The organism is Streptomyces sp. NPDC041713 (assembly GCF_055591085.1).
Genome location: NZ_JBVIZY010000005.1, coordinates 460,082 through 482,486, shown reverse-complemented (window position 1 = coordinate 482,486; position 22,405 = coordinate 460,082). Strand labels below are relative to the sequence as shown.

Here is a 22,405-nt window from a genome sequence, read left to right as displayed (position 1 = left end):
GCCCTCACGCAGCCCCGTAGAACCTCTCACGCAGCCCCGTAGAACCTCGCCGTCTCCTCGACGGACGTCTTGAAGCGTTCGTCGAAGTCGTCCCGAATGAGCGTCCGGACCACATAGTCCTGGACGCTCATTCCTCTTTTGGCCGCGTGCTGTCGGAGCCGGTCGAGCAGCTCACCGTCTATGCGCAGGCTGAGCACTGGCGATCCCATGCGTGCCAGGGTCACGGCGCCCCGCGGAGACTGCGTGACTTTCCGAAGTCACCTCACTCGTTCGGGTGACGAAATGGTTCGGCGTGGGTCGTCTGAGAATCCGAGTGGTCCTTAGCTAGGGTAATGAGTTACGCTAACGAACATGCCGGACCTCTCCCATGGTGACGATGCCGTCGCCGTGAACGCCTTGCGCTCCGCTGTGATGCGCCTGTCCCGTCGACTCAAGCACCAGCGCGTCGACGAGTCGCTGAGCCCCACCGAGATGTCGGTGCTCGGCACCCTTGCCCGCTGCGGCTCCGCGACGCCGGGCGAACTCGCCCGCAAGGAGCACGTGCAGCCGCCGTCGATGACCCGCATCGTCGCCCTGCTCGAGGCGAAGGGGCTGGTCCGTCTCGAACCTCACCCCGAGGACCGCCGCCAGAAGGTGGTGACCCAGACCGAGACGGCCGAGGCCATGCTCGAGGAGAGCCGCCGCAAGCGGAACGTCTGGCTGGCCGGTCTGGCCGCGGAGCTCGACGACGACGAGTGGGCGCGTCTGCGCGCCGCCGCTCCCGTCCTGGAGAAGCTCGCGCACCTGTAGCCCCGCGGCGCCCCGCGGGACGCAGCAGCAGCCCCGCGGAACCCCGCGGGCACTCCCGCGGAAGCGGGAGCCGTACGTACGCCAAACGCCATAGGAGGCGAACCTACTTTGAGTACGGGATCCGGAGCAGACTCCGCCCCCGCACCAACCGCCCTCGACAAGTCCGCCCGCCCCCGTAAAGCCTCGATGTTCAGCTCGCTGAAGATCCGCAACTACCGGCTCTTCGCGTCCGGGGCGGTCGTCTCCAACACCGGCACCTGGATGGCCCGGATCACCCAGGACTGGCTGGTCCTGAGCCTGACCGGATCCTCCGCGGCCGTCGGCATCACCACGGCCATGCAGTTCCTGCCGATGCTCCTTTTCGGTCTGTACGGCGGGGTGATCGCGGACCGCTTCGCCAAGCGGAACCTGCTCTTCGTCACCCAGGGCGCGATGAGCCTCAGCGGGCTCTTCCTCGCCGCCCTCACGCTCAGCGGCCACGTCCAGGTCTGGCACGTCTACTTCGCGGCGTTCTTCACCGGTCTGGTGACCGTCGTCGACAACCCGACGCGGCAGTCCTTCGTGTCCGAGATGGTCGGCCCCGACCAGGTCCGCAACGCCGTGTCGCTGAACTCCGCCAACTTCCAGTCCGCGCGTCTCATCGGCCCCGCCGTGGCGAGCGCGCTGACCGCCGCGGTCGGGCCCGGCTGGGCGTTCCTCGCCAACGGCCTGTCCTTCCTCGCCCCGCTCACCGGTCTGCTCCTGATGCGCACGGGCGAGCTGCACCGCACGCCGCGCAGGCCGCGCGGCAAGGGGCAACTGCGGGAGGGCCTGAACTACGTCTCGAAGAACCCCGAGCTGATCTGGCCGATCGTCCTCGTCGGCTTCATCGGCACCTTCGGCTTCAACTTCCCGATCTGGCTGAGCGCGTTCGCGGACGACATCTTCCACGGCGGCGTGGGGATGTACGGGCTCTTCAACACGCTGATGGCGGTCGGCTCGCTGGTCGGCGCGCTGCTCGCGGCCCGGCGCGGCTCCTCGCGGCTGCGGCTCCTCGCGGGGGCGGCGGTCGCCTTCGGTGTGCTGCAGATCGTGGCGGCCCTCGCGCCCGAGTACTGGATGTTCGTCGCGCTGATCGTGCCGATGGGCATCCTGGGCCTGACGGTCAACGTCACCGCGAACTCCTCGGTGCAGATGGCCACGGACCCGGAGATGCGGGGCCGCGTCATGTCCCTGTTCATGATGGTCTTCACCGGCGGCACCCCACTGGGCGGCCCGCTCTTCGGCTGGCTGGCCGACGCGTACGGCGTCCGCGTGAGCATGGCCCTGGGCGGCCTGATCTGCGCCCTGGCCGCGGTCGCCGTCGCCCTGATGCTGGCCCGCGCGGCCAACCTCCGCCTGAAGGTGGACCTGCGCAGGGGCCATCGGCACGTGCAGTTCGTACCGCGGGAACGGGAGCTGGCTACGGCGGCGTGAGGGTCGCCTGCGGCGGGCCGGAACGGCGCGGGGGTATTGCTCGCCCGCACCGTCGGGCCTGCCGCCCGCCGTGGGGGAGGGGCCTCAGACGCGGCGGGCCAGTACCTGGCCCGGCCAGGTGCCGTCCGGGCCCGTGAAGGGGGTCGTGCGCGCGAAGCCGTTGCTCTCGTAGTACGCGACGAGCTTGCCGTCGTCGCCCGCGTAGCAGTCGACGCGGAGCAGGGAGATGCCCTGCCTTCGGGTCTCCTCGGCCGCGTGGGCCAGCAGTGCGCGGCCCACGCCTCGGGCGGCGTGGCGGTAATGGTCGGCGGCCAGGAGGTGGACGTAGCGCTCGGGTTCGTCGGCCTGCGGGATGAAGTCGCCGCCCGGTCCGTCCGTGAGCGTCACCGTGCCCGCCACCTCGCCGTCGATCTCCGCGATCCAGGGCTCGCCCGTCGTCAGGTACTTCTCGATCATCGCGACGGCCCTGGGGTTCTCGGACCAGGGCTTCGTACCCCACTGTCCCGTGCGGCCCTGCGCGGCCAGCCACGCCACCGCCCCGTCGAAGAGGGCGGTGACGGCGGGGATGTCGTCGGGGCCGCCCTTCCTGATCGTCAGCGGTGCCATGTCGGGGTTCGTTCCGGTGGTCGTGTCGGTATCCATCTCGGTATGCATGTCGGTGTTCATGTCATCCATGGGCGGAGGCTAGCGTCACCCGCCATGAGACCGTCAGCTCCATGAGGCCGTCAGCTCCATGAGAGCGTCACCTTCATGAGACTCTTCGCCGCGGTTCTCCCGCCCGACTCCGCGACCTCCGAACTGGCCGACGCCGCCCACGCGTTGCAGCGGCTGCCGGGCGCCGGTGACCTGCGGTGGACGGCCCGCGACAGCTGGCACTTCACGCTCGCCTTCATGGCGGACGTCGAGGAGGCGGCCGTGCCGGACCTCGCCGCCCGCCTTGAGCGGGCCGCGCACCGCACCGCCCCCTTCACCCTCGCCCTGCGCGGCAGCGGGCACTTCGGGGACCGGGCGCTGTGGGCCGGGGCCACCGGGGACGTGGCCGCGCTGCGGCTGCTCGCCCAGCGGGCGGACGCGGCGGCCCGCAAGGCGGGCATCGCGATGGAGGAGCACCGGTCCTACCGCCCGCACCTGACGCTCGCCCGCACCCGCGCCCGTACGGACCTCCGTCCGTCCGGCACGGACCTCCGGCCGTACGTGGACGCGCTCGCCCCCTTCGAGGGCGCCGCGTGGACCGTGGGCGAGCTGACGCTCGTCCGCAGCAATCTGCCGCGCAGCGGGGTGCCGGGGGAGCGGCCGCGGTACGAGGCGGTGGGGCGCTGGGTACTGGGAGGCGGCGCGGGGGAGCCTGGCGGCGCCGGTTAACCTCGACGGTGTGGACCCGAAAACCAGAAACCGGATCATGGCCGGCGTGCTCGTGCTGATGTTCGTCGTGGTGGCGGTGGCGGCCGCGGTCGGCGGTTAGGGCCAGTAGGCCCCCAGCCGACGCGGGCCGCCCGCTCATCTCCCGTACGAGCCCGCCGGGTGCTGTCTCCCGCCGGGAATCACCAGGCGAACGACTCCGGCGACGGGCCGGGGCCCGGGAAGATCTCGTCGAGCGCGTCCAGCAGTTCCGCGGAGAGTTCCAGCTCGACGGCGCGCAGCGCGGAGTCGAACTGTTCGGCGGTGCGCGGGCCGACGATCGGCGCGGTGACGCCGGGCCGGGTGAGCAGCCAGGCCAGCGCGACCTCGCCGGGCTCCAGACCGTGCTTGTCGAGCAGGTCCTCGTACGCCTGGACCTGCGCGCGGACCTCCGGCTTGGCGAGCTCCGCGGCGGCGCGTCCGCCGCTGCGCCGCGCGCCCTCCTGCTTCTTCAGCGCACCGCCGAGCAGCCCGCCGTGCAGCGGCGACCAGGGGATGACGCCGAGGCCGTACTCCTGGGCGGCGGGGATGACCTCCATCTCGGCGTCGCGCGCGGCGAGGTTGTACAGGCACTGCTCGCTGACGAGGCCGTAGCTGCCGCGGCGGGCGGCCGTCTCGTTGGCCTGGGCGATCTTGTAGCCGGGGAAGTTGGAGGATCCGGCGTAGAGGATCTTGCCTTGCTGGATGAGGACGTCGACGGCCTGCCAGATCTCCTCGAACGGGGTGTTCCGGTCGATGTGGTGGAACTGGTAGATGTCGATGTAGTCGGTCTGCAGCCGCTTCAGCGAGGCCTCCACGGCGCGGCGGATGTTGAGCGCGGAGAGCCGGTCGTGGTTGGGCCAGACGGGGTCCTCCTGGGGAGCCATCCTCCCGTACACCTTGGTGGCGAGCACGACCTTGTCGCGCCGCTCGCCGCCCTGCGCGAACCAGGTGCCGATGATCTCCTCGGTACGGCCCTTGCCCGCGCCCTGTCCGTAGACGTTGGCGGTGTCGAAGTAGTTGACGCCCGCGTCGAGCGCGGTGTCCATGAGCGAGTGGCTGTCGGGTTCGTTGGTGAAAGGCCCGAAGTTCATGGTGCCGAGCGTGAGCCGGCTGACCTTGAGCCCTGTGCGTCCCAGCTGCGTGTACTTCATGGGGCCCCAGCCAAGGGGGTGGAGTGGGCTCTAGGCAAGGGGGGGCAGCGGGAGGGGGTGGGTCAGTCGCGGGGGAAGCTGTCGGTCTTCAGGATGAGGTCGACGACCGTGCCGGTCAGGTCGATCTCGTCGCCGAAGTCGGACTTCGACTGCGTGCGGTACTCGCCGTCCTTGGGGTCGGTGTAGACGTGGCAGCGGCCCTGGTAGGGGTCGGCGACGAGGTACACGGGAACCTCGGCCGCCGCGTACGCGGCCTTCTTCGGGCCGTAGTCGTTCAGGCCGGTGCCCCGGGAGATGACTTCGGCGACGAACTCGACGTCCTGGTACCGCCAGCGGCCCTCCTGGTTCGGCTCCGCGCCGTCCTTCAGCTTCGCGAGGTCGGGGCAGAATCCGTTCTGGTCGCCGGGGAAATCGATGCGTACGTCCGTCATCATCAGCGTGTCCCGACCAAACCTGTCGTCCACGGCGTAGAGCACCCTCCGGATGATCTGCCAGTGCACGTTCCGCTGCGGCACCATGGAGACAGCCCCCTCGACGACCTCTGCCTTGATTCCTTCGGGGACCATCCGCTCGATGAGCTCGAACCATCGGTCCAAGTCCCATTCGACGTCGTTGTCGGCCATCTCGATCCTGTCGGTCTCTACGACGGTCATCGTGGCGCTCCTCCCCGGCCGCCCTCGGTCGAGTACGGCCGCGCGGTACAACGATACGCACGGAGGCGGGGTCACGTCCGGTCACGAGCCGCCCAGCCAGCCCGCCGCGTCGAGCCGGAACGCGTCCGCGGGGACGACCCCGCGCAGGCCGGCCTCCAGGTCACGGAGGCGGTGCTGGCCCATCGCCTCCGCCCACTCCGCGCGCAGCTCGTCGAAGACCGCCGCCGAGCGGCGCAGCGCGTCGATGCCGTGCGGGGTGAGGCGGACGAGTTTGCGGCGGGCGTCGCCGGGGTCGTCGGTGCGGGCCGCGTAGCCGAGGGCGATGAGCCGGTCGACCGTCTTGCCGGCCGCCTGCTTGGAGACGCCGAGGCGCCGTCCGACCTCGCTGGCGGTGGCCCCCGCGGCCCCGATGGCCTGCATCGCGAAGCCGTGGGCGGGGCGGATGTCGGGGTGGCCCTGGCGGGCGAGTTCGGCGTGCAGGCGGTCGATGAGGGTGCGGAACCCCGCGAAGAGGAGCAGGGGCAGCTCGTATCCCTTGCCGTCATCTCCGTTGCCGTCATCTCCCTTGCCGTTATCGACAACCTGGTTTACCTTCTTGTCGTCAACCATGTTGTCCATTTTACGGGCCCGCGCATGACCCCGCGGGTCCACTGGGGGTACGTGATGTTCGCTGGGCACACACTCGAAACCGCGCCGGAAGCCTCGCGGCAGGCCATGCGGAAGACGGCGGCCGCCTTCGGGAAGGTGCCGGACGCGGTGGCGCGGCTCGCGGAGTCGCCGGAACTCCTGAACGGGTTCCTGGAGTTGAGCGCGGCCTTCGAGGGCTCGACGCTCGATCCCCTCGCCCGCGAGGTCGTCATCATGACGGTCGCCGTCCGCAACGAGTGCCACGTCTGTGTCTCCCTGCACACCGGGAAGCTCCGGGCGCTGGGCGCGGGCCCGGAGGTCGCGTCCGCGTTGCGCGGGGGGCGCGCGCTGGACGACGAACGCCTGGACGCGGTGCGGGTGTTCACGCTGGAGGTGCTTGTCGCCGCGGGCGCCGTCGCGGAGGACCGGCTCGCGGCGTTCCTCGCGCACGGTTACAGCGAGCGGAACGCCCTCGAAGTCGTCCTCGGCATCGGTACGTACACGATGTCGACCCTGGCGAATCGGCTCACGCGGGCGGCGTGAGGGGGGCTGGCGCCTAGTTGCGGGTCGCGTGCGTCCTCGCGTACGTCGTCGTACCCGTCTCGGCGGCTACACCTGGCCCCTGGACCGGCAGTCCTACCCGATGGCCGAAGACCCCCTACGCGAACGCCGAGTTGCTCGCGAGGCGACACGGCGCACCGCAGGGTGAGCGGTTCGTGACGTTCAACGGTCCGTGGCCCGGGGATGCGCCGTACCCGCGTAAGTGATCCGCGAAGCGGATGTCCCACTGCCTTCCGGGGCCGGTGGTGCGGCTCGGTCGCCGCGGCCCGCCGTCACTCCGGGTTCCCGGGGTCCGGCGTCGGGCCGTAGTCCGCGTCGTGGTCCCTGGTCAGTGCCGCGAGGAGGGCCGGGTCCGAGTGGGCCTCCGCTGTGTGCTGCCACGCGGTGAGGAGTTGGGCCACGGCCGCGCTGTTGGAGATCGAGTCGGCGGCGCGCATCGTGTCGACCAGTTCGAGGGCGAAGGCGTGGACGTCCGCTTCGGGGAGGAATCGGACCCAGGGGAAGGCCTCCGGCAGTATGTCGAGGAGGAGTTCCATGCTGCCGGGCTCTCGGCGGGCCATCGCGGCGAGCATCCGGGTCGCGGCCGAGACCACCGTCTGATCCTGCTCGGCGCGTGCGGCAGTGGTGAGGACCAGGTCTTCGCCGTCCCTACGGTGCAGAAGGAGACGCGGGGACTCCTTGAGACGGGCAAGCGTCTGCTTGTTCTTGTTCACCAGCTCGGAGAAGTTCACCGCGTCCGTGGAGGCGGGGGCACCGGCGGCTGTGCTCTTGGAGCTCATGACTTCGAAAGTACTTCGAAGGTTGCCGTTCCGCCATCGCCCTCAGGAGTGGTTCAGCAGGCGATGTGTGTCGGGGCGTGCGGGCGGTGGTGCGTAGGGGCCGCCGATGTCCCAGGCCTGGGAGAGGGTCTCGGCGAACGCGGAGGCCAGTTTGTGTTCGCCGCTCGCGTTCGGGTGCGTCCCGTCGTACGTGTCGACCTCGATGTCGTACGACCGCGGGCGCGAGGCCAGGAGGAGCGGGGAGCGGGACGTGTCCAGGTCCGCCACCGTCTTCGCCAGGAGTTCGTTGAAGCGGGTGACCTCGGCGGCGAAGGGGGCGTCCGACGCGGCCCGGACGTTCGGTATCACCGGGAGCAGGACCATGCGGAGGGCCGGGTTCGCCGAACGGGCCGCCGTCATGAACGCGCGGACGTTGGCCGCCGTCTGTTCCGCGTTCGTGTAGAAGCCGAGGTCGATCAGGCCGAGGGAGATGAGCAGCACGTCGGCGGCGTCGCGGCGCAGCGCGTCCGCGATCTGCGGGGCCATGTGCAGCCAGCCCTCGCCCCAGCCGGCCAGGTGGTTGCGGGGGAAGTCGGGGTGCGCGGCGGCATCCGCGTAGTCGTACGAGACGGGCTCGCCCGCCGCCTTGTCGTACAGCGCGGTGCGCGGGCCGACCACGGCGACGCCCTCGGGGCCGAGGGTGGCGCGCAGGTGCTGCCACATGCGGAGGCGCCAGGTGTGTTCCCCGGCGCTTCCGATCGTCATCGAGTCGCCGACGAACATGAACCTGAGCATCCGCTCATTCTCGCGGATCGGGGACGGCCCCTGCGATGTGAGGCTGCGCACGCTGCCCGCGCGGGCGGGGGCGCCGGTTGCGGGGTGGGGTGGGATGAGGCTGGGCACGGTTGCCCGCGCCGGCTATGGGGTGGGGTGCGGCTGCGCGCGGTTGCCCCCGCCGGCCCGAGGCGAGGCTGCGCACGCCGCCCGCGCGGGCGGATGGCACTCTTGGGCGCATGCGTTCGCTTCGGGCTGTTCCGTCTGTTCTCGCCGCTGCCGTGCTGGCCGTCGCCTTCGCCGTGCCCGCCGCGGCCGACGGCCACGACGGGTTCACCATCAAGGATCCGCGGATCGTCGAGTCCAGCGGCCTGGCCGCCTCCCGCGCCCACCCCGGCATCTACTGGACGCACAACGACCAGGACAAGGGCGCGTTCCTGTACGCGGTCGACTCCAAGACCGGCGAGACCGTCGCCACGATCACGATGACCGGGGTCGGCGCGCCCCGCGACGTCGAGGCGATCTCCGTCGGCAGCGACGGCAACATCTACGTCGGCGACATCGGCGACAACCTCAACGGCACCTGGAAGAACGTCTGGGTCTACAAGCTGCCCGAGCCGAAGCAGCTGAAGGACCAGACGGTCCGCGCCACCCAGTACGTCGTGAAGTACGCCGACGGCGCGCGCGACGCGGAGGCGCTGATGGTGCACCCGAAGACCGGCCGCATCTACATCGTCAGCAAGAACGAGGAGGGCGGCGGCCTCTACGAGGGCCCGGCGCGGATGTCCTCCTCGGGCACCAACGTCTTCCGGCGCGTCGCCGAGATCGACCTGTGGGTGACCGACGGCGCCTTCTCGCCGAACGGCCAACAGCTCGCCGTACGCGGCTACTTCGGGGGCATCTGGTACGCGTGGCAGGGCGACGGGAAGAAGCCGCAGCGCAAGGGGCGGTTGAGCGTGCCCCTGCAACGCCAGGGCGAGTCCGTCACGTACACGACCGACGGCACGACCCTGATGTACGGCACCGAGGGCCGGCAGAGCCAGGTGGAGCCGGTGGAGGCGCCCGGCGGGGGCGGCAGCGGCTCCAACTCGCCCTCGGACAACGGGGGTACGGCCCGGGAGGGCGACGACGATCCCTTCCTCGGTGGCAGCGTGAAGACCGGGGCCATCGTGATCGGCGCCGTCCTGCTCGCCGTGTTCGGGCTGAAGCGGCTGGGGCGGCGGGGGCAGCGACGGTAGCGGGGACAGCGGGGTAGCGGCGCGGTAGGGAAGTGGCCGGCGGGGGCCCGGAGTCGGGCGAGGTTACCGCTCCCGGGCGCGCCGGGACACCAGCACGTCCAAGCCGTCCAGGAGCCGCTGCAGCCCGAACTCGAAGTGGTCGAAGTCCGAGCCGAACGCGTCGCCGGTGAGCCCGGCCAGGGTCGGATAGCGGCCGCTGCTCATGGCCTTCTCCAGGGCGGGCAGCTGCGCCTGCCAGAACGCCTCGTCCGTGAGGCCGGTCCTCGCCGACTCGGCCTCGTGCACCTGGGTGCGGGCGACCCCGGTCACGTACCCCTCGGTCATGACGATCACGCCGACCAGCTCGGGGTCGGTCAGGCCCATCGAGGTGATCCGGGACAGCGTGCGGTCGAGGCCGCCGATGGAGCCGGGGCCGAGCACCGGGCGGGCCGGGTTGACGTGCAGCAGCCAGGGGTGGCGCCGGTAGAGGACGAGGGTCTCGCGGGCGAACTCCTCGATGCCCTCGCGCCAGCCGCCGGTCCATGAGCCGTCGTCGGCGGGCGGCGTGGACACGTGGTCCAGCATCAGGTCGACCAGCTCGCCCTTGCCCGGCACGTACCGGTAGAGGGACATCGTGCCGGTGCCGAGCTCGGTGGCGAGGCGGCGCATGGAGAGCGCCGCGAGCCCCTCGGCGTCCGCGAGCCGGACCGCCTCGGTGACGATGCGGTCCAGGGTGAGCCCCGGCTTGGGGCCCCGGGCCGGGCGCCCGCCCTCGCCCCAGAGCAGGTCCAGGCTGCGGGTGATGTCGCTGCCGGTGCGCCGGTCCTCGCCGTTGGTGCTCGTCATGGCCCTCACCCTAATCCGCGGCACATCAGGAACTGGGTACGGCGTACCCGTAAAACTGAGTACGGTGTACCCTCATTTGAGTACGGCGTACCCAGTCAGGTGCGGCGAGGGGATCGGGGAAGGGACGGCGATGAACGGGAACGGCTTCGCGGTACGGGCCGAAGGGCTCGAAAAGCGCTACGGGGAGCGGCACCAGGGCGAGCGCCGCGAGAAGTACGCCCTGAACGGCTTCGACCTGCACGTCGAAGAGGGCACGGTGCACGGCCTCCTGGGCCCGAACGGCGCGGGCAAGACCACCGCCGTACGCATCCTCGCCACCCTTCTGCGCCTCGACGGCGGCCGCGCGGAGGTGGCGGGCGCCGACGTGGTGCGCGAGCCCGCGCTGGTCCGCGGCCGCATCGGCCTCACGGGGCAGTACGCGGCGGTCGACGAGGTGCTCACCGGCCGGCAGAACCTGGAGATGTTCGGCCGCCTCTTCCACCTCGGCGGCCGGCGGGCCGCCCGGCGCGCGCAGGAACTCCTGGAGCAGTTCCACCTGGAGGACGCGGCCGAGAAGGGCGCGGGGCAGTACAGCGGCGGCATGCGGCGCAGGCTCGACCTCGCGGCCTCGATGATCCTCGCCCCCGCCGTGCTCTTCCTGGACGAGCCGACCACCGGACTCGACCCGCGCAGCCGCCTCGAAGTCTGGGACGCGGTAAGGGAGTTGGTCGCGGGCGGCACGACGGTGCTGCTCACCACCCAGTATCTGGAGGAGGCGGACCGGCTCGCCTCCCGCATCACCGTCATCGACCGCGGCCGGGCCATCGCCGACGACACCCCCGACGGCCTGAAGAACACGGTGGGCGGCAGCCACCTCGACGTCGTGGTGCGCGAGGCGGCCGACCTGCCCGCGGTCGCCAAGGCCGTGGCCCGCGTCTGCGACGGCGAACCGGTCACCTTCGACCTGGAGCGCCGGGTGCAGGCCGCCGTGACCGACCGGGTCGGCGCCCTGACGGAGGTGGCCCGCACCCTGCGGGACGAGGGGGTCGCGGTCGAGGACATCGGGTTGCGCAGGCCGAGCCTGGACGATGTGTTCCTGCGGCTGACCGGCGAGACCCACGCCACGGAGACCCACGCCACGGAGACCCACGCCACGGAGACCCACGCGACGGAGGCCGCCGCATGAGCGCCACTCTCACCACCGGGACCGGGACCGGGCCACAGCCGCACGGGCGGCTCTTCTGGGCCCTCGCCGACTGCTGGAACGTCACCCGGCGCTACCTCACCCACTTCCGCCGCCAGCCCGTCAACATCGCCTGGCAGCTGGGCTTCCCCATCATCAGCGTGCTGCTGTACGGGTTCGTGTTCGGCGAGGCGATGAAGGTGCCCGGCGACGGCGAGGACGGCGACTACCTGCAGTTCCTGATGCCCGGCATGTTCGTGATGACGATGGCGTTCGGGTTCATGAACACGGCGATGGGGGTGGTGACGGACTCGACGAAGGGCGTCATCGACCGCTTCCGCTCGATGCCGATGGCGCCGTCGGCCGTGGCGTCCGGGCGCGGCCTCGCCGACCTCGTCGTGGCCTGCGCCGAGCTGACCATCCTCGCGCTGACCGCGCTCGCCATCGGCTGGCGCTCCAGCGCGGGCGTGGCCGACACGGTGCTCGCCTTCGGGCTGCTGCTGTTCCTGCGGTTCAGCCTGATCTGGGTGGGGGTCTTCCTGGGGCTCGTGGTCCCGACCCCGGAGGCGGCGGGCGGCCTCTACGCGGTGGCCTTCCCGCTCACGATGATCTCCAGCGTGTTCGTGGCGCCGTCGCTCATGCCGGACTGGCTGGCGCCCGTCGCCGCGTGGAACCCCGTCTCCTCGACGGGTACGGCCACCCGGGAGCTCTTCGGCAACCCCGGCGCGGGCGGCTCCAGCTGGGTCGAGCAGCACGCGGTGCTGATGGCCGTGGTGTGGCCGGTGGTGATCTCGCTGGTGTTTCTGCCGCTGGCGGTACGGAGGTTCAGGGGGCTGAGCCGGTAACAGGTGAGGGGCGCCCCTCCCGGTGGGGGGGCGCCCCTCAAGCGGCGCGGGGCCCTGACATGTGCGGCTCCGCCGCGTGGGCGCGACCAGCCACAGCGCACCCGCAGGAAAACTGATGGGTCAGAGCTTGTCGATCACGTAGTCGATGCACTTGGTCAGCGCCTCGACGTCCGCCGGGTCGATCGCCGGGAACATCGCCACGCGCAGCTGGTTGCGCCCCAGCTTCCGGTACGGCTCCGTGTCCACGATCCCGTTCGAGCGCAGAGCCTTCGCCACCGCGCTCGCGTCGATCTCGTCCGCGAAGTCGATCGTGCCGATCACCTGCGACCGCTTCGCCGGGTCCGTCACGAACGGCGTCGCGTACTTGGACTCCTCCGCCCAGCCGTACAGCGTGCGCGCGGACGCGGCCGTGCGGCCCGTCGTGAACTCCAGGCCGCCCTGGGAGTTCATCCAGTCCAGCTGCTCGGCGAGCAGGAAGAGCGTGGCGAGCGCCGGGGTGTTGTACGTCTGGTTCTTGCGGGAGTTGTCGATCGCCGTGGGCAGCGAGAAGAACTCCGGGATGTGCCGGCCGGACGCGTGGATGCGCTCGGCGCGCTCGATCGCCGCCGGGGAGAACGCGGCCAGCCACAGGCCGCCGTCCGAGGCGAACGACTTCTGCGGGGCGAAGTAGTAGACGTCCGTCTCGGCGACGTCGACCGGCAGGCCGCCCGCGCCGGACGTGGCGTCCACGAGGACGAGGGAGCCGGCGTCGGCGCCCTCGACCCGCTTGATCGGCGCGGCGACGCCGGTCGAGGTCTCGTTGTGGGTGAAGGCGTAGACGTCGACACCCGCCTCCGCCTTCGGGTCGGGGTGCGTGCCCGGGTCGCTCTTGATGACGGTCGGCTCGGCCAGCCACGGGGCGAGCTTTGACGCCTTCGCGAACTTGGAGGAGAACTCGCCGAAGGCGAGGTGCTGCGACTTGTTCTCGATCAGGCCGTGCGTCGCCACGTCCCAGAACGCGGTGGAGCCGCCGTTGCCGAGGATCACCTCGTACCCCTCGGGGAGGGAGAAGAGGTCGGCGATGCCCTCGCGCACGCGCCCGACCAGGTTCTTGACCGGGGCCTGGCGGTGGGAGGTGCCGAGGAGGGAGGTGCCGGTGGCGGCCAGGGCGTCCAGCGCCTCCGTACGCACCTTGGAGGGGCCCGCGCCGAAACGGCCGTCGGCGGGCTTCATGTCAGCGGGAATCTGGATCTCAGCCACGGGGGGAGCCTAGCGGCTCAGGGCTCGCCGTCTTGGTGGTGTCCGTCGGCTGAGATCCTCGGTCACCCGGGGTGGACGTCTCGGGGCCCTGCCCCGGACCCCGCTCCTCAAGCGCCGGAGGGGCTGATTCCTCGCGCTCCGCGCTCGTCCTCAATCGCCGGACGGGCTCAAGATCCCGTGCCCCGCGCCCCACCGGCGGACGTCTCGGGGCCCTGCCCCGGACCCCGCTCCTCAAGCGCCGGAGGGGCTGATTCCTCGCGCTGCGCGCTCGTCCTCAATCGCCGGACGGGCTCGGGATCCCGTGCCCCGCGCCCCACCGGCGGACGTCTCGGGGCCCTGCCCCGGACCCCGCTCCTCAAGCGCCGGAGGGGCTGATTTCTTGCGCCTCACCGGCCAAGAGCACCGGCAACTCGTACAAGTCGTTCTGCGTCACCACCGGCTTGTTGCGGAGGGCCTCGTGGGGGACCGCCAAGGTCAGGTTGGGGAAGCGGGCGTACAGGGAGGGGAGGGCCACGCCTGCCTCCAGGCGGGAGAGTGCCGCTCCGGGGCACACGTGCGGGCCGTGGCCGAAGGAGATGTGGCGGGTCGGTGACGTGCGGGTGATGTCGAACGTGTTCGCCGTGGGGCCGTGGGCCCGCTCGTCGCGGCCTATCGCGCCGTACGAGACGATCAGCGCGTCACCCTTCGGGATCACCTTGTCCCCTACGGGGACGTCCTCCGCGGCGAAGCGGATCAGGACGTGCGACGTGGGGGTCGCGTAGCGCAGGGTCTCCTCGATCACCGCGTCCCAACCCACCTCGCCGGAGCGGACCAGGGCGAGCTGGTCGGGGTGGGTGGAGAGGTTCACGACCGCGTTGACGATGAGGGAGATCGTCGTCTCGTGGCCCGCCGCGACCATCAGCTGGAGCGTGGAGAGGATCTCCGCGTCCGTGAGGTGGTCGCCGTCCTCCGAGGCCAGGATCAGCGCGCTCGTCAGGTCGTCGCCCGGCTCCGCGCGGCGCGCCGCGACGACCTTGCCCATCATCTCGGCGAGCTCGCCGAGCGTCGCCACGACCTCCTCGGGGGGCGTCTGCGTCGAGAAGAACTTGTCGAAGAGGATCTTGAGGCGCGGGTGGTCCGCCTCGTCCATGCCCATCAGGTCGCTGATGACGTACATGGGCAGGGGGTAGGCGAACTCCGCCTTCAGGTCGATGGGGCCGGGGCCCTCGGGGAGCCGGTCCAGGAGGGTCGCCGTCAGTTCCGCGACGCGCTCCCGCATCCGCTCCACCCGGCGCGGCGTCAGCGCCTGCGCGACCAGCGTGCGCATCCTGCGGTGCTCCTCGCCGTCCACCGTCAGCATGGAACGGCCCGGGTTGGCGAGGCCGATCAGCGGCCAGTCGGCGGGGATCTCGCCGCGCCGCCAGGCGCCCCAGACCTCGATGTCCTTCACCAGCCGCTTGTCGGTGAGGAGTTGGCGGGCCTCGGCGTGGTGCGTGACCGCCCACACCGGCACGCCGCCGGGCAGCTCCGCCTCGGCCAGGGGCCCCGCCGCGCGCAGCCGGGCGCTCTCCGCGTCGAGGTCGGTGACGAACGGATCCAGGGCGATGCGCGTCATCTGAGGTCTCCAAACGCTGAGGTCGGGGTCGGGGTGAAGCTCACCGGCAGATCGGTCAGGCCGCGCAGCCAGGGGGAGGGGCGCCGGGTCAGGGCGTCTGCCGGGACCGCGAGGTCGAGGTCGGGCAGGCGGTCGAGGAGGACCTCGATGCCGGTCCGCGCGATGACCTCGGCGACCTCCTGGGCGGGGAAGGGGCAGCGGTGCTCGCCGTGCCCGAAGGAGAAGTGGGCGCTGTTGCCGCCGGTCAGCGCCGAGCCGTCGGTGCGGACCTGCGGGTCGGAGTTGGCGGCGGCGAGGCCGAGCAGGAGCAGGTCGCCGGCGTTGACGCGGCGGCCGCCCAGCTGGGTGTCGCGGGATGCCCAGCGGCCGGCGACGTTCTGCGTCGGGGTGTCCTCCCACAGGACCTCGTTCATGGCCTCGGCGACGCTGTGCCGGCCGCCGAAGAGCGACGCGGCGAAGCGGTCGTCGGTCAGCATCAGGCGCAGCGAGTTGCCGATCCAGTCGGCGGTCGGCTGGTGGCCCGCGGCCATCATCACCATCAGGTCCTGGGCGATCTCCTCGTCGGTGAAGCGGTCCTCGCCGTCGGCCGTCCGGCTCTCCAGCATGTACGAGGCGACGTCCTCACCCGGCGCGGTGTGCTTGTCGGCGATGAGCCGCGCCATCGACTCGGCCAGGTGCTGCGCGCCCGCGAGCGCCCGTTCGCGGCCGTCGATCATGTCGTTCATCGCGGTGACCAGGCCGGGGCCCTGCTCGTCGGAGAAGCCGTAGATACGGGCGAGGACGCGGACCGGGAGCAGCATCGCGTACTCGGCGACGATCTCCGTGGCGCCCTTGCCGCAGAACCGGTCGATGAGCTCGTCCGCGAACTGCTCGGCGTGCGCCTTGAGTTCGAAGGGGTCGACGCCTTCGAGGGCGTGCGCGATCATCGCGGCGCGCCGGGTGTGCCGCTCGCCGACGGTGTAGAGGATGGACGGCTGCTTGTGGCCGATCATCGGTAGCAGCGGCCAGTCGGCGGGGATGTTCGGCCACTGGTTCCACAGCTCGGAGTCGCGGCTGTAGAGCGCCGGGTCGCCGGTGACCTGGTGCAGCTCGCGGTAGCCGAGCACCAGCCAGGCCGGTATGCCGCCGTCCAGGAGTACGGGGGCGACGGGGCCGTGGTCGCGGCGCATCTCCCGGTACAGCCGGGTCGGGTCGGTGGCGAACCGCGGGCCGGAGAGCGGGACGGGGCCGGGCGCGGCGGCTCCGGCACCGGTTACGGGGCAGGTCACTGGGGGGTCTCCTGGGAGGCGTTGCGCTGCGCCGCGTACCGCGACGTGAGGTGTTCCACGAGCGTGATCAGCACGTCCCTGCTGGACGCGCGGGAGCGGGCGTCGCAGTCGACGAGCGGCACCCCGGGGTCGAGGTCGAGCGCCTCGCGCAGCTGCTCGGGGGTGTGCGCGGGGCCGCCGTCGAACGTGTTGCGGGCCACGATGAACGGCGTGCCGTGGTGCTCCAGGCGGTCGATCGCGTACCAGGAGTCCTCCAGGCGGCGGGTGTCGACGAGGACGACCGCGCCGAGCGTGCCGGAGAAGAGGCGGTCCCACAGGAACCAGAAGCGCTCCTGGCCGGGGGCGCCGAAGAGGTAGAGGACGTTGTGCGCGTCGAGGGTGATGCGGCCGAAGTCGAAGGCCACGGTCGTGGACGTCTTGGCGCGCAGCCCGTCGAGGCCGCCGGTCTCGTCGATGCCCCGCCCGGCCTGCGTCATCGTCTCCTCGGTATTGAGGGGACGGATCTCGCTGACGGAGCGTACGAGCGTCGTCTTGCCGACGCCGAAGCCCCCGACCACGACGATCTTCAGGCCGTTGTCGGCCGTGGCGGTCAGTTCCGTTCGGGAGGCCCCGGCGGCGCTGCGTTCAGAGATTGCGGAGTCCAACGAGCACCTGCTCCAGGATGTCGGGGTCGGGAAGGCTGTGGTCGCCGGCGGCGCGCGGGTGGCGGGCGCTGATCCGGCCCGCGTCGAGCAGGTCGGACAGCAGGATGCGGGTGATGCTCACCGGCAGGCCGAGTTCGGCGGCGACCTCCACGACGGCGGTGGGCAGCCGGCACATCCGCAGGATGGCGGCGTGCTCGGACTGCATGCCGGGGACGGGACCGGACTCGGCGACGACGAGGGTCACCAGGTCGAAGGGGGTGTCGGGCGCCGACCGGCTGCGTCCCTGGGTGAGGGTGTACAGCCGGTCGGGGGTGTCGTCCCGGCCGGGGCGGCTCATGAGGCGGGCAGGGTGCGGGGGCCGTCGTCGGCGCGGGGCGCGGCGCGCAGGTACTCGCCGAGCTGCTCGACGAGTTCGCTCATGGTGTGCCCGACGAGGCCCGCGTCGGCGTCCTCGGCGGCGATGACCGCGAGGTGCGCGCCCTCGCCGGCCTCGACGATGAAGAGGATGCCGCCGTAGAACTCGGCCATCGCGGAGCGGACCCCGCCGCTGCCGTCGCCGAACTCGGCGGACGCGCCGTGCGACAGGGACTGGATGCCGGCGGCTATCGCGGCGAGCTGGTCGGCCTGGTCGACGGAGAGCTCCGGGGTGCGGCACAGCTTGAGGCCGTCCCGGGAGAGCACGAGGGCGTGCCGGGCGCCGGGGGTGCGCTCCAGGAGCCCGACGAGGAGCCAGGTGAGCTTTTCGTCGGTGGTGGTGCCGGGGGTGGAGCTGCCGGGGGTGGTGCCGGTGGTCATCGGGGGGTGTCGCCTTCCGGGTGCGGGGGAGTTGCGTCTACGTCCTCGGACGGGGCCGAGGCGTCCGCGCCGGTGTCCGTGGGCGTGGTGCGGACTGCCTGGCGGAAGCTGCTGAAGCGGGCCGCGGTGCTCGCGGCGGCCGCGGCGTGGGACCGGATCGGGGTCTCACCGGTGTCGCTGTCGGCGCGGGCCCGCTCGGCGGCGGCGAGGGTGCGGCCGCGGGGGCGCTTGGGGAGGGGGGCGTCGGTGGCGCCGGGGGTTTCGGGGGTGCCGGGGGCGCCGGGGGCGCCGGGGGCTTCGGGGGTGGCTGAGGCCGGGCGCCCGGGGGCCGTCTGGGGGTGCGGGGCCGCGGGGGGATGTCCGTGCTGGTCATCCCTGCGCCGCGTCGGGAGTTCCCGGACGTCGGCGTCGGCTCGGTGCTCCGTGCGCACATCCCCCCGCGTCCCCTCCGGCGCGCTCGCGGGTGCCGGGAGGGCCGGCGCGGCCGTCGGTGCTGCCGGGACCGGGGCCGGGGTCGTCTCCGAGGGGCGGGAGAGGAGTTCCTGGGGTATGAGCAGGAGTACGCCCGTGCCGCCGCGGGCCGAGGGGCGGAACGAGACCGTCAGGCCGTGCTTGCGGGCCAGCCTGCCGACGACCGCGAGGCCGAGCCGGGTCCCGGACAGGCCGCCGAGGCCCTGCGTCTCGCCGGACACGGCGTGCTCGGCGCGGCGCTGCTGCACGGGGCCCATCACGAGGCCGCTGTCCTCGACGGAGATGATGACGCCGGCCGCGACCTCCTCGATGTAGACGTGCACTTCCGAGGTGGGCGGCGAGAAGTTCGTGGCGTTGTCGAGGAGTTCGGCCAGGGCGTGCATGACGCCCTCGGCGGCGTGGCCGGCGACCGCGACCTCGCTGGCCGAGTGGACGCGCACCCGCTGGTAGCCGCCGATGCGGCCCATCGCGCCGCGCAGGATCGACTCCATGACGATGGGTCGGGCCCAGCGGCGGCCCGAGCGGGCGCCGGTGAGCACGGCCACGGAGTCGGCGATGCGGCCCGCCTGCGCGGTGCGGTGGTCGAGGTGGAGGAGGTCGGTGAGGACGTCCTCGTCGGCGTGCCTGCCCTCCATCTCGCGCAGGTCGGCGAGCATGCCGGTGGCCAGCGCCTGCATGCGGCCCGCGGCGTTGGCGCAGGCGGCGAGGGCGGCGGCGCGCTCGGACTCGGCGCGGCGGGCGCGCACGGTGAGTTCGGTGCGCTCACGGGCGAAGTACTCGGTGAGCGCGGTCCGCTCGCGGGTGAACTCGTCGGTCCGCGCGGCCTGCTCCTGCACGAGCCGGCCGGCGTCCTGACGTACCGTCTCGACGCGGCGGCGCAGCAGGGTGTTGGCGCGCACGGTGTGGAAGGCGAGCGTCATGGCGGCGGTCAGCGCGAGCGCGGCGGCGCCCGAGCCCCAGGCCAGCGGGGCGCGTACGGAGGCGGGCGCGAGGGCCACGGCGGCCCCGGTGAGCGCGGCGCAGGCCACGGCGCAGGCCAGCAGGACGAAGGCGGTGGGACGCAGCGGAGGGTGCTCCGTCCCGGGGCGCGCTAGGGGGGTTTGCGCGGTCATCAATCGGGGTCCTCGATCGGAAGCGACACACTCTGCTCAAGTTCTGCTCAAGTAAGGATCACTATAGGAGAGTTGTCGACCGAGGTGGGAATCTTCCCGTCCGGAACGGTGGATAACGGGTGCGGCGGGGTGGCCACGAGGGGCCGGTGCGGGGGCATCCTGGACCGCATGAGCGATGTCGACGGCGCCCACGAAGACCGGGAACGACTCGCGCGGCAGCTGCGCGCCACCGTGCGCGGCGAGGTGGACCTCTCCGTCACCGCGCGGGCCCTGCACACCATGGACGCCTCCAACTACCGCCGGATCCCCGCCGCGGTGGTCGCCCCGCGCGACGCGGATGACGTGGCGGCGGCCCTCGCGGTCTGCCGGGAGCACGACGTGCCGCTCGTGCCGCGCGGCGCCGGCACATCGATCGCCGGGCAGGCCACCGGCACCGGCGTCGTCCTCGACTGCACCCGGCACCTGAACCGCATCGCGTCCCTCGACCCCGAGGCGCGCACGGCCGTCGTCCAGCCGGGCGTCGTCCTGGACGACCTGCGCGCGGCCGCCGCCCCGCACGGCCTCACCTTCGGCCCCGACCCCTCCACCCACAGCCGCTGCACCCTCGGCGGCATGATCGGCAACAACTCCTGCGGCTCGCACTCGGTGGCCTGGGGCACGACCGCCGACAACGTCCACTCCCTCACCGTGACGGACGGCCGCGGCACGCCCCGCCGCCTCGCCCGAGGCTGGGACGGCGCCCCCGACGGCCTGCGGGCGCTGGTCGACGCCGACCTGGCGCTGCTGCGCACCGGCTTCCCCCAACTCCCGCGCCGCATCTCCGGATACGCGCTCGACGCGCTGCTCCCCGAACGCGGCCCCGACCTCGCCCGCGCCTTCTGCGGCTCCGAGGGCACCCTCGGCGTCCTCACCGAAGCCGTCGTACGACTCGTCGAGGCTCCCCGCGCCCGCGCGCTCGCCGTGCTCGGGTACGCCGACGAGAGCGCGGCGGCCGAGGCCGCGGCCGGACTGCTCCCGTACGGGCCGCTCACCGTCGAGGGCATGGCGGCCGACCTGGTCAAGGGCGCGAACGGGCTGCCCAGGGGCGGCGCCTGGCTGTTCGCCGAGACCGGCGGCGCGAGCCAGGCCGAGGCCCGCGCGCACGCCGAAACCCTGGTGCGGGCCGCCGCCGGGGAGACGGTGGACGCACTGGTCGTGGACGACCCGGCGGGGCAGCGGGCGCTGTGGCGGGTGCGCGAGGACGCCAGCGGTACGGCGACCCGGATGCCGGACGGCTCGGAGGCCTGGCCCGGCTGGGAGGACTGCGCGGTGCCGCCGGCCCGACTGGGCGGCTACCTCAGGGACTTCAGGGCGCTGCTCGCCGACCACGGTCTGCGGGGCACCCCGTACGGGCACTTCGGGGACGGCTGCATCCACGTCCGCATCGACTTCGACCTGCTCACCGGCGACGGCATCGCCCGCTTCCGCCGCTTCTCCGAGGAGCTCGCCGACGTCGTCGTCGCGCACGGCGGCTCCCTCTCCGGCGAGCACGGCGACGGGCAGGCCCGCGCGGAACTCCTGCCGAAGATGTACGGGCCCGAACTCGTCGGCCTCTTCGAGCGCGTGAAGGACCTTTGGGACCCGGCGGGCCTGCTCAACCCGGGCATACTGGTGCGGCCCGCCCCGCTCGACGCGAACCTGCGCTTCGCCCCGCTGCCCCGCGAGCCGGTCGACGTCGCCTTCGGCTATCCGCACGACGGCGGCGACTTCTCGGCGGCGGTCCGCAGATGTGTGGGCGTTGCCAAGTGCCGTACCGCCACGCCCACTTCACCCACGGCCGTGATGTGCCCGTCCTTCCGCGTCACCGGCGAGGAGGCGCACTCCACGCGGGGGCGGGCCCGGCTGCTGCACGAGATGCTCGCCGGCGAGGTGGTCACGGACGGCTGGCGCTCCACGGAGGTCAAGGACGCGCTCGACCTCTGCCTCTCCTGCAAGGGCTGCCGCTCGGACTGCCCGGTGGGCGTCGACATGGCCACGTACAAGGCGGAGTTCCTGCACCACCACTACCGGGGCCGCCGCAGGCCTGCCGCGCACTACGCCATGGGGTGGCTGCCGCGCTGGCTGCGGGCGGTGGCGGCGACGCGCACGGCCCGCCTCGTGAACGCCCTGGCCCGGGTGGGCCCGTTGGCCGCCCTCGGCAAGCGGATCGGGGGGATCGCCCCGGAGCGTGCGGTCCCGGAGGTGGCGCCGCGCACGTTCCGCCGGTGGTGGCGCGGAAGGGCGCGCGCGGGGGGCCCGGGCGCCGGGGGCCCGCCCGATGTCGTGCTCTGGCCCGACACCTTCACGGACCACCTCTCGCCGTCGGTGGGCAGGGCCGCGGTGGCGGTCCTGGAGGCCGCCGGACTCACGGTGACGGTGCCGCAGGGCCGGGTGTGCTGCGGCCTGACGTACATCTCGACGGGCCAACTCGACCGAGCCCGTACGGTCCTCGGCGCCACCCTGGACCGCATGGAACCGCTCCTGGACGCCGGTACGCCGGTCGTCGTCCTGGAGCCGAGCTGCGCCGCGACCCTGCGTTCGGACCTGGCGGAACTTCTCGGCGACGACCCGCGGGCGGCCCGCCTCGCGGCCTCCGTCCGCACCTTCGCCGAGGCCCTGGAGGAACTGGCCCCCGACTGGCAGCCACCGCACATCGACCGCCCCGCGACCGGCCAGACCCACTGCCACCAGCACGCGGTACTGGGCGACGCGGCGGAGCGCCGACTGCGCGAAAAGGCGGGCTTGACAGGGGAGTTAGCGGGAGGCTGCTGCGGCTTGGCGGGCAACTTCGGCTTCGAAACCGGCCACTACGAGGTATCGAAGGCGTGCGCGGAGGAACAACTGCTGCCGTCGGTGAGGTCGGCGTCCGCCGAGGACACGGTAATCCTGGCCGACGGCTTCTCCTGCCGCACCCAACTCCACCAACTGGCCGGAGTACGGGGCCGCCACCTGGCAGAGGTACTGGCGGAGGCGCTGGAACGGTAGGGACGTGGCCGGCTGAGCCACGGGTGCGTCAGGCCCGCGGGAACGCGGGGAGGGTCCAGGC

At 72.4% G+C, this 22,405-nt stretch carries 23 protein-coding genes; 8 read left to right on the top strand and 15 right to left on the bottom strand.

All coding sequences use genetic code 11. The features are described from left to right. Window positions 1–26 precede the first annotated feature (26 nt). Window positions 27–209 (bottom strand): ribbon-helix-helix protein, CopG family, encoded by a 183-nt coding sequence (locus ACZ6CV_RS18570; protein ID WP_355807927.1) that lies wholly within the window; start codon window positions 207–209, stop codon window positions 27–29. Window positions 210–351: 142 nt separating this feature from the next. Here ACZ6CV_RS18570 and ACZ6CV_RS18565 point away from each other — a divergent pair, with 142 nt between their 5' ends. Together ACZ6CV_RS18565 and ACZ6CV_RS18560 are read left to right on the top strand one after the other, a co-directional pair. Further along, window positions 352–789 carry a MarR family winged helix-turn-helix transcriptional regulator gene (locus ACZ6CV_RS18565; protein WP_469251836.1) on the top strand — a complete coding sequence of 146 codons (438 nt, stop codon included), beginning with the start codon at window positions 352–354 and terminating at the stop codon, window positions 787–789. Between the two features lie 108 nt (window positions 790–897). Beyond that, window positions 898–2,244, top strand: coding sequence for an MFS transporter (locus ACZ6CV_RS18560; protein WP_469251835.1), 1,347 nt, complete (start codon window positions 898–900; stop codon window positions 2,242–2,244). Window positions 2,245–2,328: 84 nt separating this feature from the next. On the opposite strand, the gene ACZ6CV_RS18555 is transcribed toward ACZ6CV_RS18560, so the two are convergent. After that, a complete protein-coding gene (locus tag ACZ6CV_RS18555; protein ID WP_469252019.1) occupies window positions 2,329–2,850 on the bottom strand; it encodes a GNAT family N-acetyltransferase in 522 nt (173 codons plus the stop codon). 144 nt (window positions 2,851–2,994) lie between these two features. Between ACZ6CV_RS18555 and thpR the strand changes: the two genes are divergently transcribed. Beyond that, a complete protein-coding gene (gene thpR / locus ACZ6CV_RS18550; RefSeq protein ID WP_469251834.1) occupies window positions 2,995–3,606 on the top strand; it encodes an RNA 2',3'-cyclic phosphodiesterase in 612 nt (203 codons plus the stop codon). 179 nt (window positions 3,607–3,785) lie between these two features. On the opposite strand, the gene ACZ6CV_RS18545 is transcribed toward thpR, so the two are convergent. The 3 genes from ACZ6CV_RS18545 to ACZ6CV_RS18535 form a co-directional block, all read right to left on the bottom strand. Beyond that, complete coding sequence (locus tag ACZ6CV_RS18545) at window positions 3,786–4,775, bottom strand: aldo/keto reductase (protein ID WP_469251833.1); 990 nt, start codon at window positions 4,773–4,775, stop codon at window positions 3,786–3,788. Between the two features lie 62 nt (window positions 4,776–4,837). Next, window positions 4,838–5,428, bottom strand: coding sequence for a Uma2 family endonuclease (locus tag ACZ6CV_RS18540; protein WP_469251832.1), 591 nt, complete (start codon window positions 5,426–5,428; stop codon window positions 4,838–4,840). 81 nt (window positions 5,429–5,509) lie between these two features. Further along, window positions 5,510–6,046 (bottom strand): MarR family winged helix-turn-helix transcriptional regulator, encoded by a 537-nt coding sequence (locus ACZ6CV_RS18535; RefSeq protein WP_469251831.1) that lies wholly within the window; start codon window positions 6,044–6,046, stop codon window positions 5,510–5,512. A gap of 15 nt (window positions 6,047–6,061) precedes the next feature. Here ACZ6CV_RS18535 and ACZ6CV_RS18530 point away from each other — a divergent pair, with 15 nt between their 5' ends. Next, window positions 6,062–6,598 carry a carboxymuconolactone decarboxylase family protein gene (locus ACZ6CV_RS18530; RefSeq protein ID WP_469251830.1) on the top strand — a complete coding sequence of 179 codons (537 nt, stop codon included), beginning with the start codon at window positions 6,062–6,064 and terminating at the stop codon, window positions 6,596–6,598. 290 nt (window positions 6,599–6,888) lie between these two features. On the opposite strand, the gene ACZ6CV_RS18525 is transcribed toward ACZ6CV_RS18530, so the two are convergent. Together ACZ6CV_RS18525 and ACZ6CV_RS18520 are read right to left on the bottom strand one after the other, a co-directional pair. Beyond that, window positions 6,889–7,395 carry a hypothetical protein gene (locus ACZ6CV_RS18525; RefSeq protein ID WP_355807905.1) on the bottom strand — a complete coding sequence of 169 codons (507 nt, stop codon included), beginning with the start codon at window positions 7,393–7,395 and terminating at the stop codon, window positions 6,889–6,891. Between the two features lie 42 nt (window positions 7,396–7,437). Next, window positions 7,438–8,169 carry a GDSL-type esterase/lipase family protein gene (locus tag ACZ6CV_RS18520; protein WP_469251829.1) on the bottom strand — a complete coding sequence of 244 codons (732 nt, stop codon included), beginning with the start codon at window positions 8,167–8,169 and terminating at the stop codon, window positions 7,438–7,440. Between the two features lie 218 nt (window positions 8,170–8,387). On the opposite strand from ACZ6CV_RS18520, the gene ACZ6CV_RS18515 reads away from it, so the two are divergent. Continuing rightward, window positions 8,388–9,386, top strand: a complete 999-nt coding sequence (locus tag ACZ6CV_RS18515) for a TolB-like translocation protein (protein ID WP_469251827.1) — start codon at window positions 8,388–8,390, stop codon at window positions 9,384–9,386. A gap of 63 nt (window positions 9,387–9,449) precedes the next feature. Here ACZ6CV_RS18515 and ACZ6CV_RS18510 read toward each other — a convergent pair whose 3' ends face one another. Continuing rightward, complete coding sequence (locus ACZ6CV_RS18510) at window positions 9,450–10,211, bottom strand: TetR/AcrR family transcriptional regulator (protein ID WP_469251826.1); 762 nt, start codon at window positions 10,209–10,211, stop codon at window positions 9,450–9,452. 130 nt (window positions 10,212–10,341) lie between these two features. Here ACZ6CV_RS18510 and ACZ6CV_RS18505 point away from each other — a divergent pair, with 130 nt between their 5' ends. Continuing rightward, complete coding sequence (locus tag ACZ6CV_RS18505) at window positions 10,342–11,376, top strand: ATP-binding cassette domain-containing protein (protein ID WP_469251825.1); 1,035 nt, start codon at window positions 10,342–10,344, stop codon at window positions 11,374–11,376. Continuing rightward, a complete protein-coding gene (locus tag ACZ6CV_RS18500) occupies window positions 11,373–12,218 on the top strand; it encodes an ABC transporter permease (protein ID WP_469251824.1) in 846 nt (281 codons plus the stop codon). Before ACZ6CV_RS18505 ends, ACZ6CV_RS18500 begins: the two co-directional genes overlap by 4 nt. A gap of 120 nt (window positions 12,219–12,338) precedes the next feature. Here ACZ6CV_RS18500 and serC read toward each other — a convergent pair whose 3' ends face one another. The 7 genes from serC to ACZ6CV_RS18465 form a co-directional block, all read right to left on the bottom strand. Beyond that, window positions 12,339–13,457 (bottom strand): phosphoserine transaminase, encoded by a 1,119-nt coding sequence (gene serC, locus ACZ6CV_RS18495; RefSeq protein WP_469251823.1) that lies wholly within the window; start codon window positions 13,455–13,457, stop codon window positions 12,339–12,341. A gap of 355 nt (window positions 13,458–13,812) precedes the next feature. Continuing rightward, on the bottom strand, window positions 13,813–15,051 hold the full coding sequence (locus ACZ6CV_RS18490) for a cytochrome P450 family protein (protein ID WP_469251822.1): 1,239 nt from the start codon (window positions 15,049–15,051) through the stop codon (window positions 13,813–13,815). Next, window positions 15,048–16,319, bottom strand: coding sequence for a cytochrome P450 (locus tag ACZ6CV_RS18485; RefSeq protein ID WP_362372442.1), 1,272 nt, complete (start codon window positions 16,317–16,319; stop codon window positions 15,048–15,050). The genes ACZ6CV_RS18490 and ACZ6CV_RS18485 overlap by 4 nt, the downstream gene beginning before the upstream one ends. After that, a complete protein-coding gene (locus ACZ6CV_RS18480; protein ID WP_469251821.1) occupies window positions 16,316–16,963 on the bottom strand; it encodes a GTP-binding protein in 648 nt (215 codons plus the stop codon). Before ACZ6CV_RS18480 ends, ACZ6CV_RS18485 begins: the two co-directional genes overlap by 4 nt. Next, window positions 16,944–17,300 carry a DUF742 domain-containing protein gene (locus ACZ6CV_RS18475; protein ID WP_469251820.1) on the bottom strand — a complete coding sequence of 119 codons (357 nt, stop codon included), beginning with the start codon at window positions 17,298–17,300 and terminating at the stop codon, window positions 16,944–16,946. Before ACZ6CV_RS18475 ends, ACZ6CV_RS18480 begins: the two co-directional genes overlap by 20 nt. Next, complete coding sequence (locus ACZ6CV_RS18470; protein WP_469251819.1) at window positions 17,297–17,758, bottom strand: roadblock/LC7 domain-containing protein; 462 nt, start codon at window positions 17,756–17,758, stop codon at window positions 17,297–17,299. The genes ACZ6CV_RS18475 and ACZ6CV_RS18470 overlap by 4 nt, the downstream gene beginning before the upstream one ends. Next, a complete protein-coding gene (locus ACZ6CV_RS18465; protein WP_469251818.1) occupies window positions 17,755–19,341 on the bottom strand; it encodes a sensor histidine kinase in 1,587 nt (528 codons plus the stop codon). The genes ACZ6CV_RS18470 and ACZ6CV_RS18465 overlap by 4 nt, the downstream gene beginning before the upstream one ends. A gap of 168 nt (window positions 19,342–19,509) precedes the next feature. Between ACZ6CV_RS18465 and ACZ6CV_RS18460 the strand changes: the two genes are divergently transcribed. Continuing rightward, the gene (locus tag ACZ6CV_RS18460; protein ID WP_469251817.1) at window positions 19,510–22,344 is read left to right on the top strand and encodes an FAD-binding and (Fe-S)-binding domain-containing protein; all 2,835 of its coding nucleotides are present in this window, start codon (window positions 19,510–19,512) and stop codon (window positions 22,342–22,344) included. Window positions 22,345–22,405: the final 61 nt, after the last annotated feature.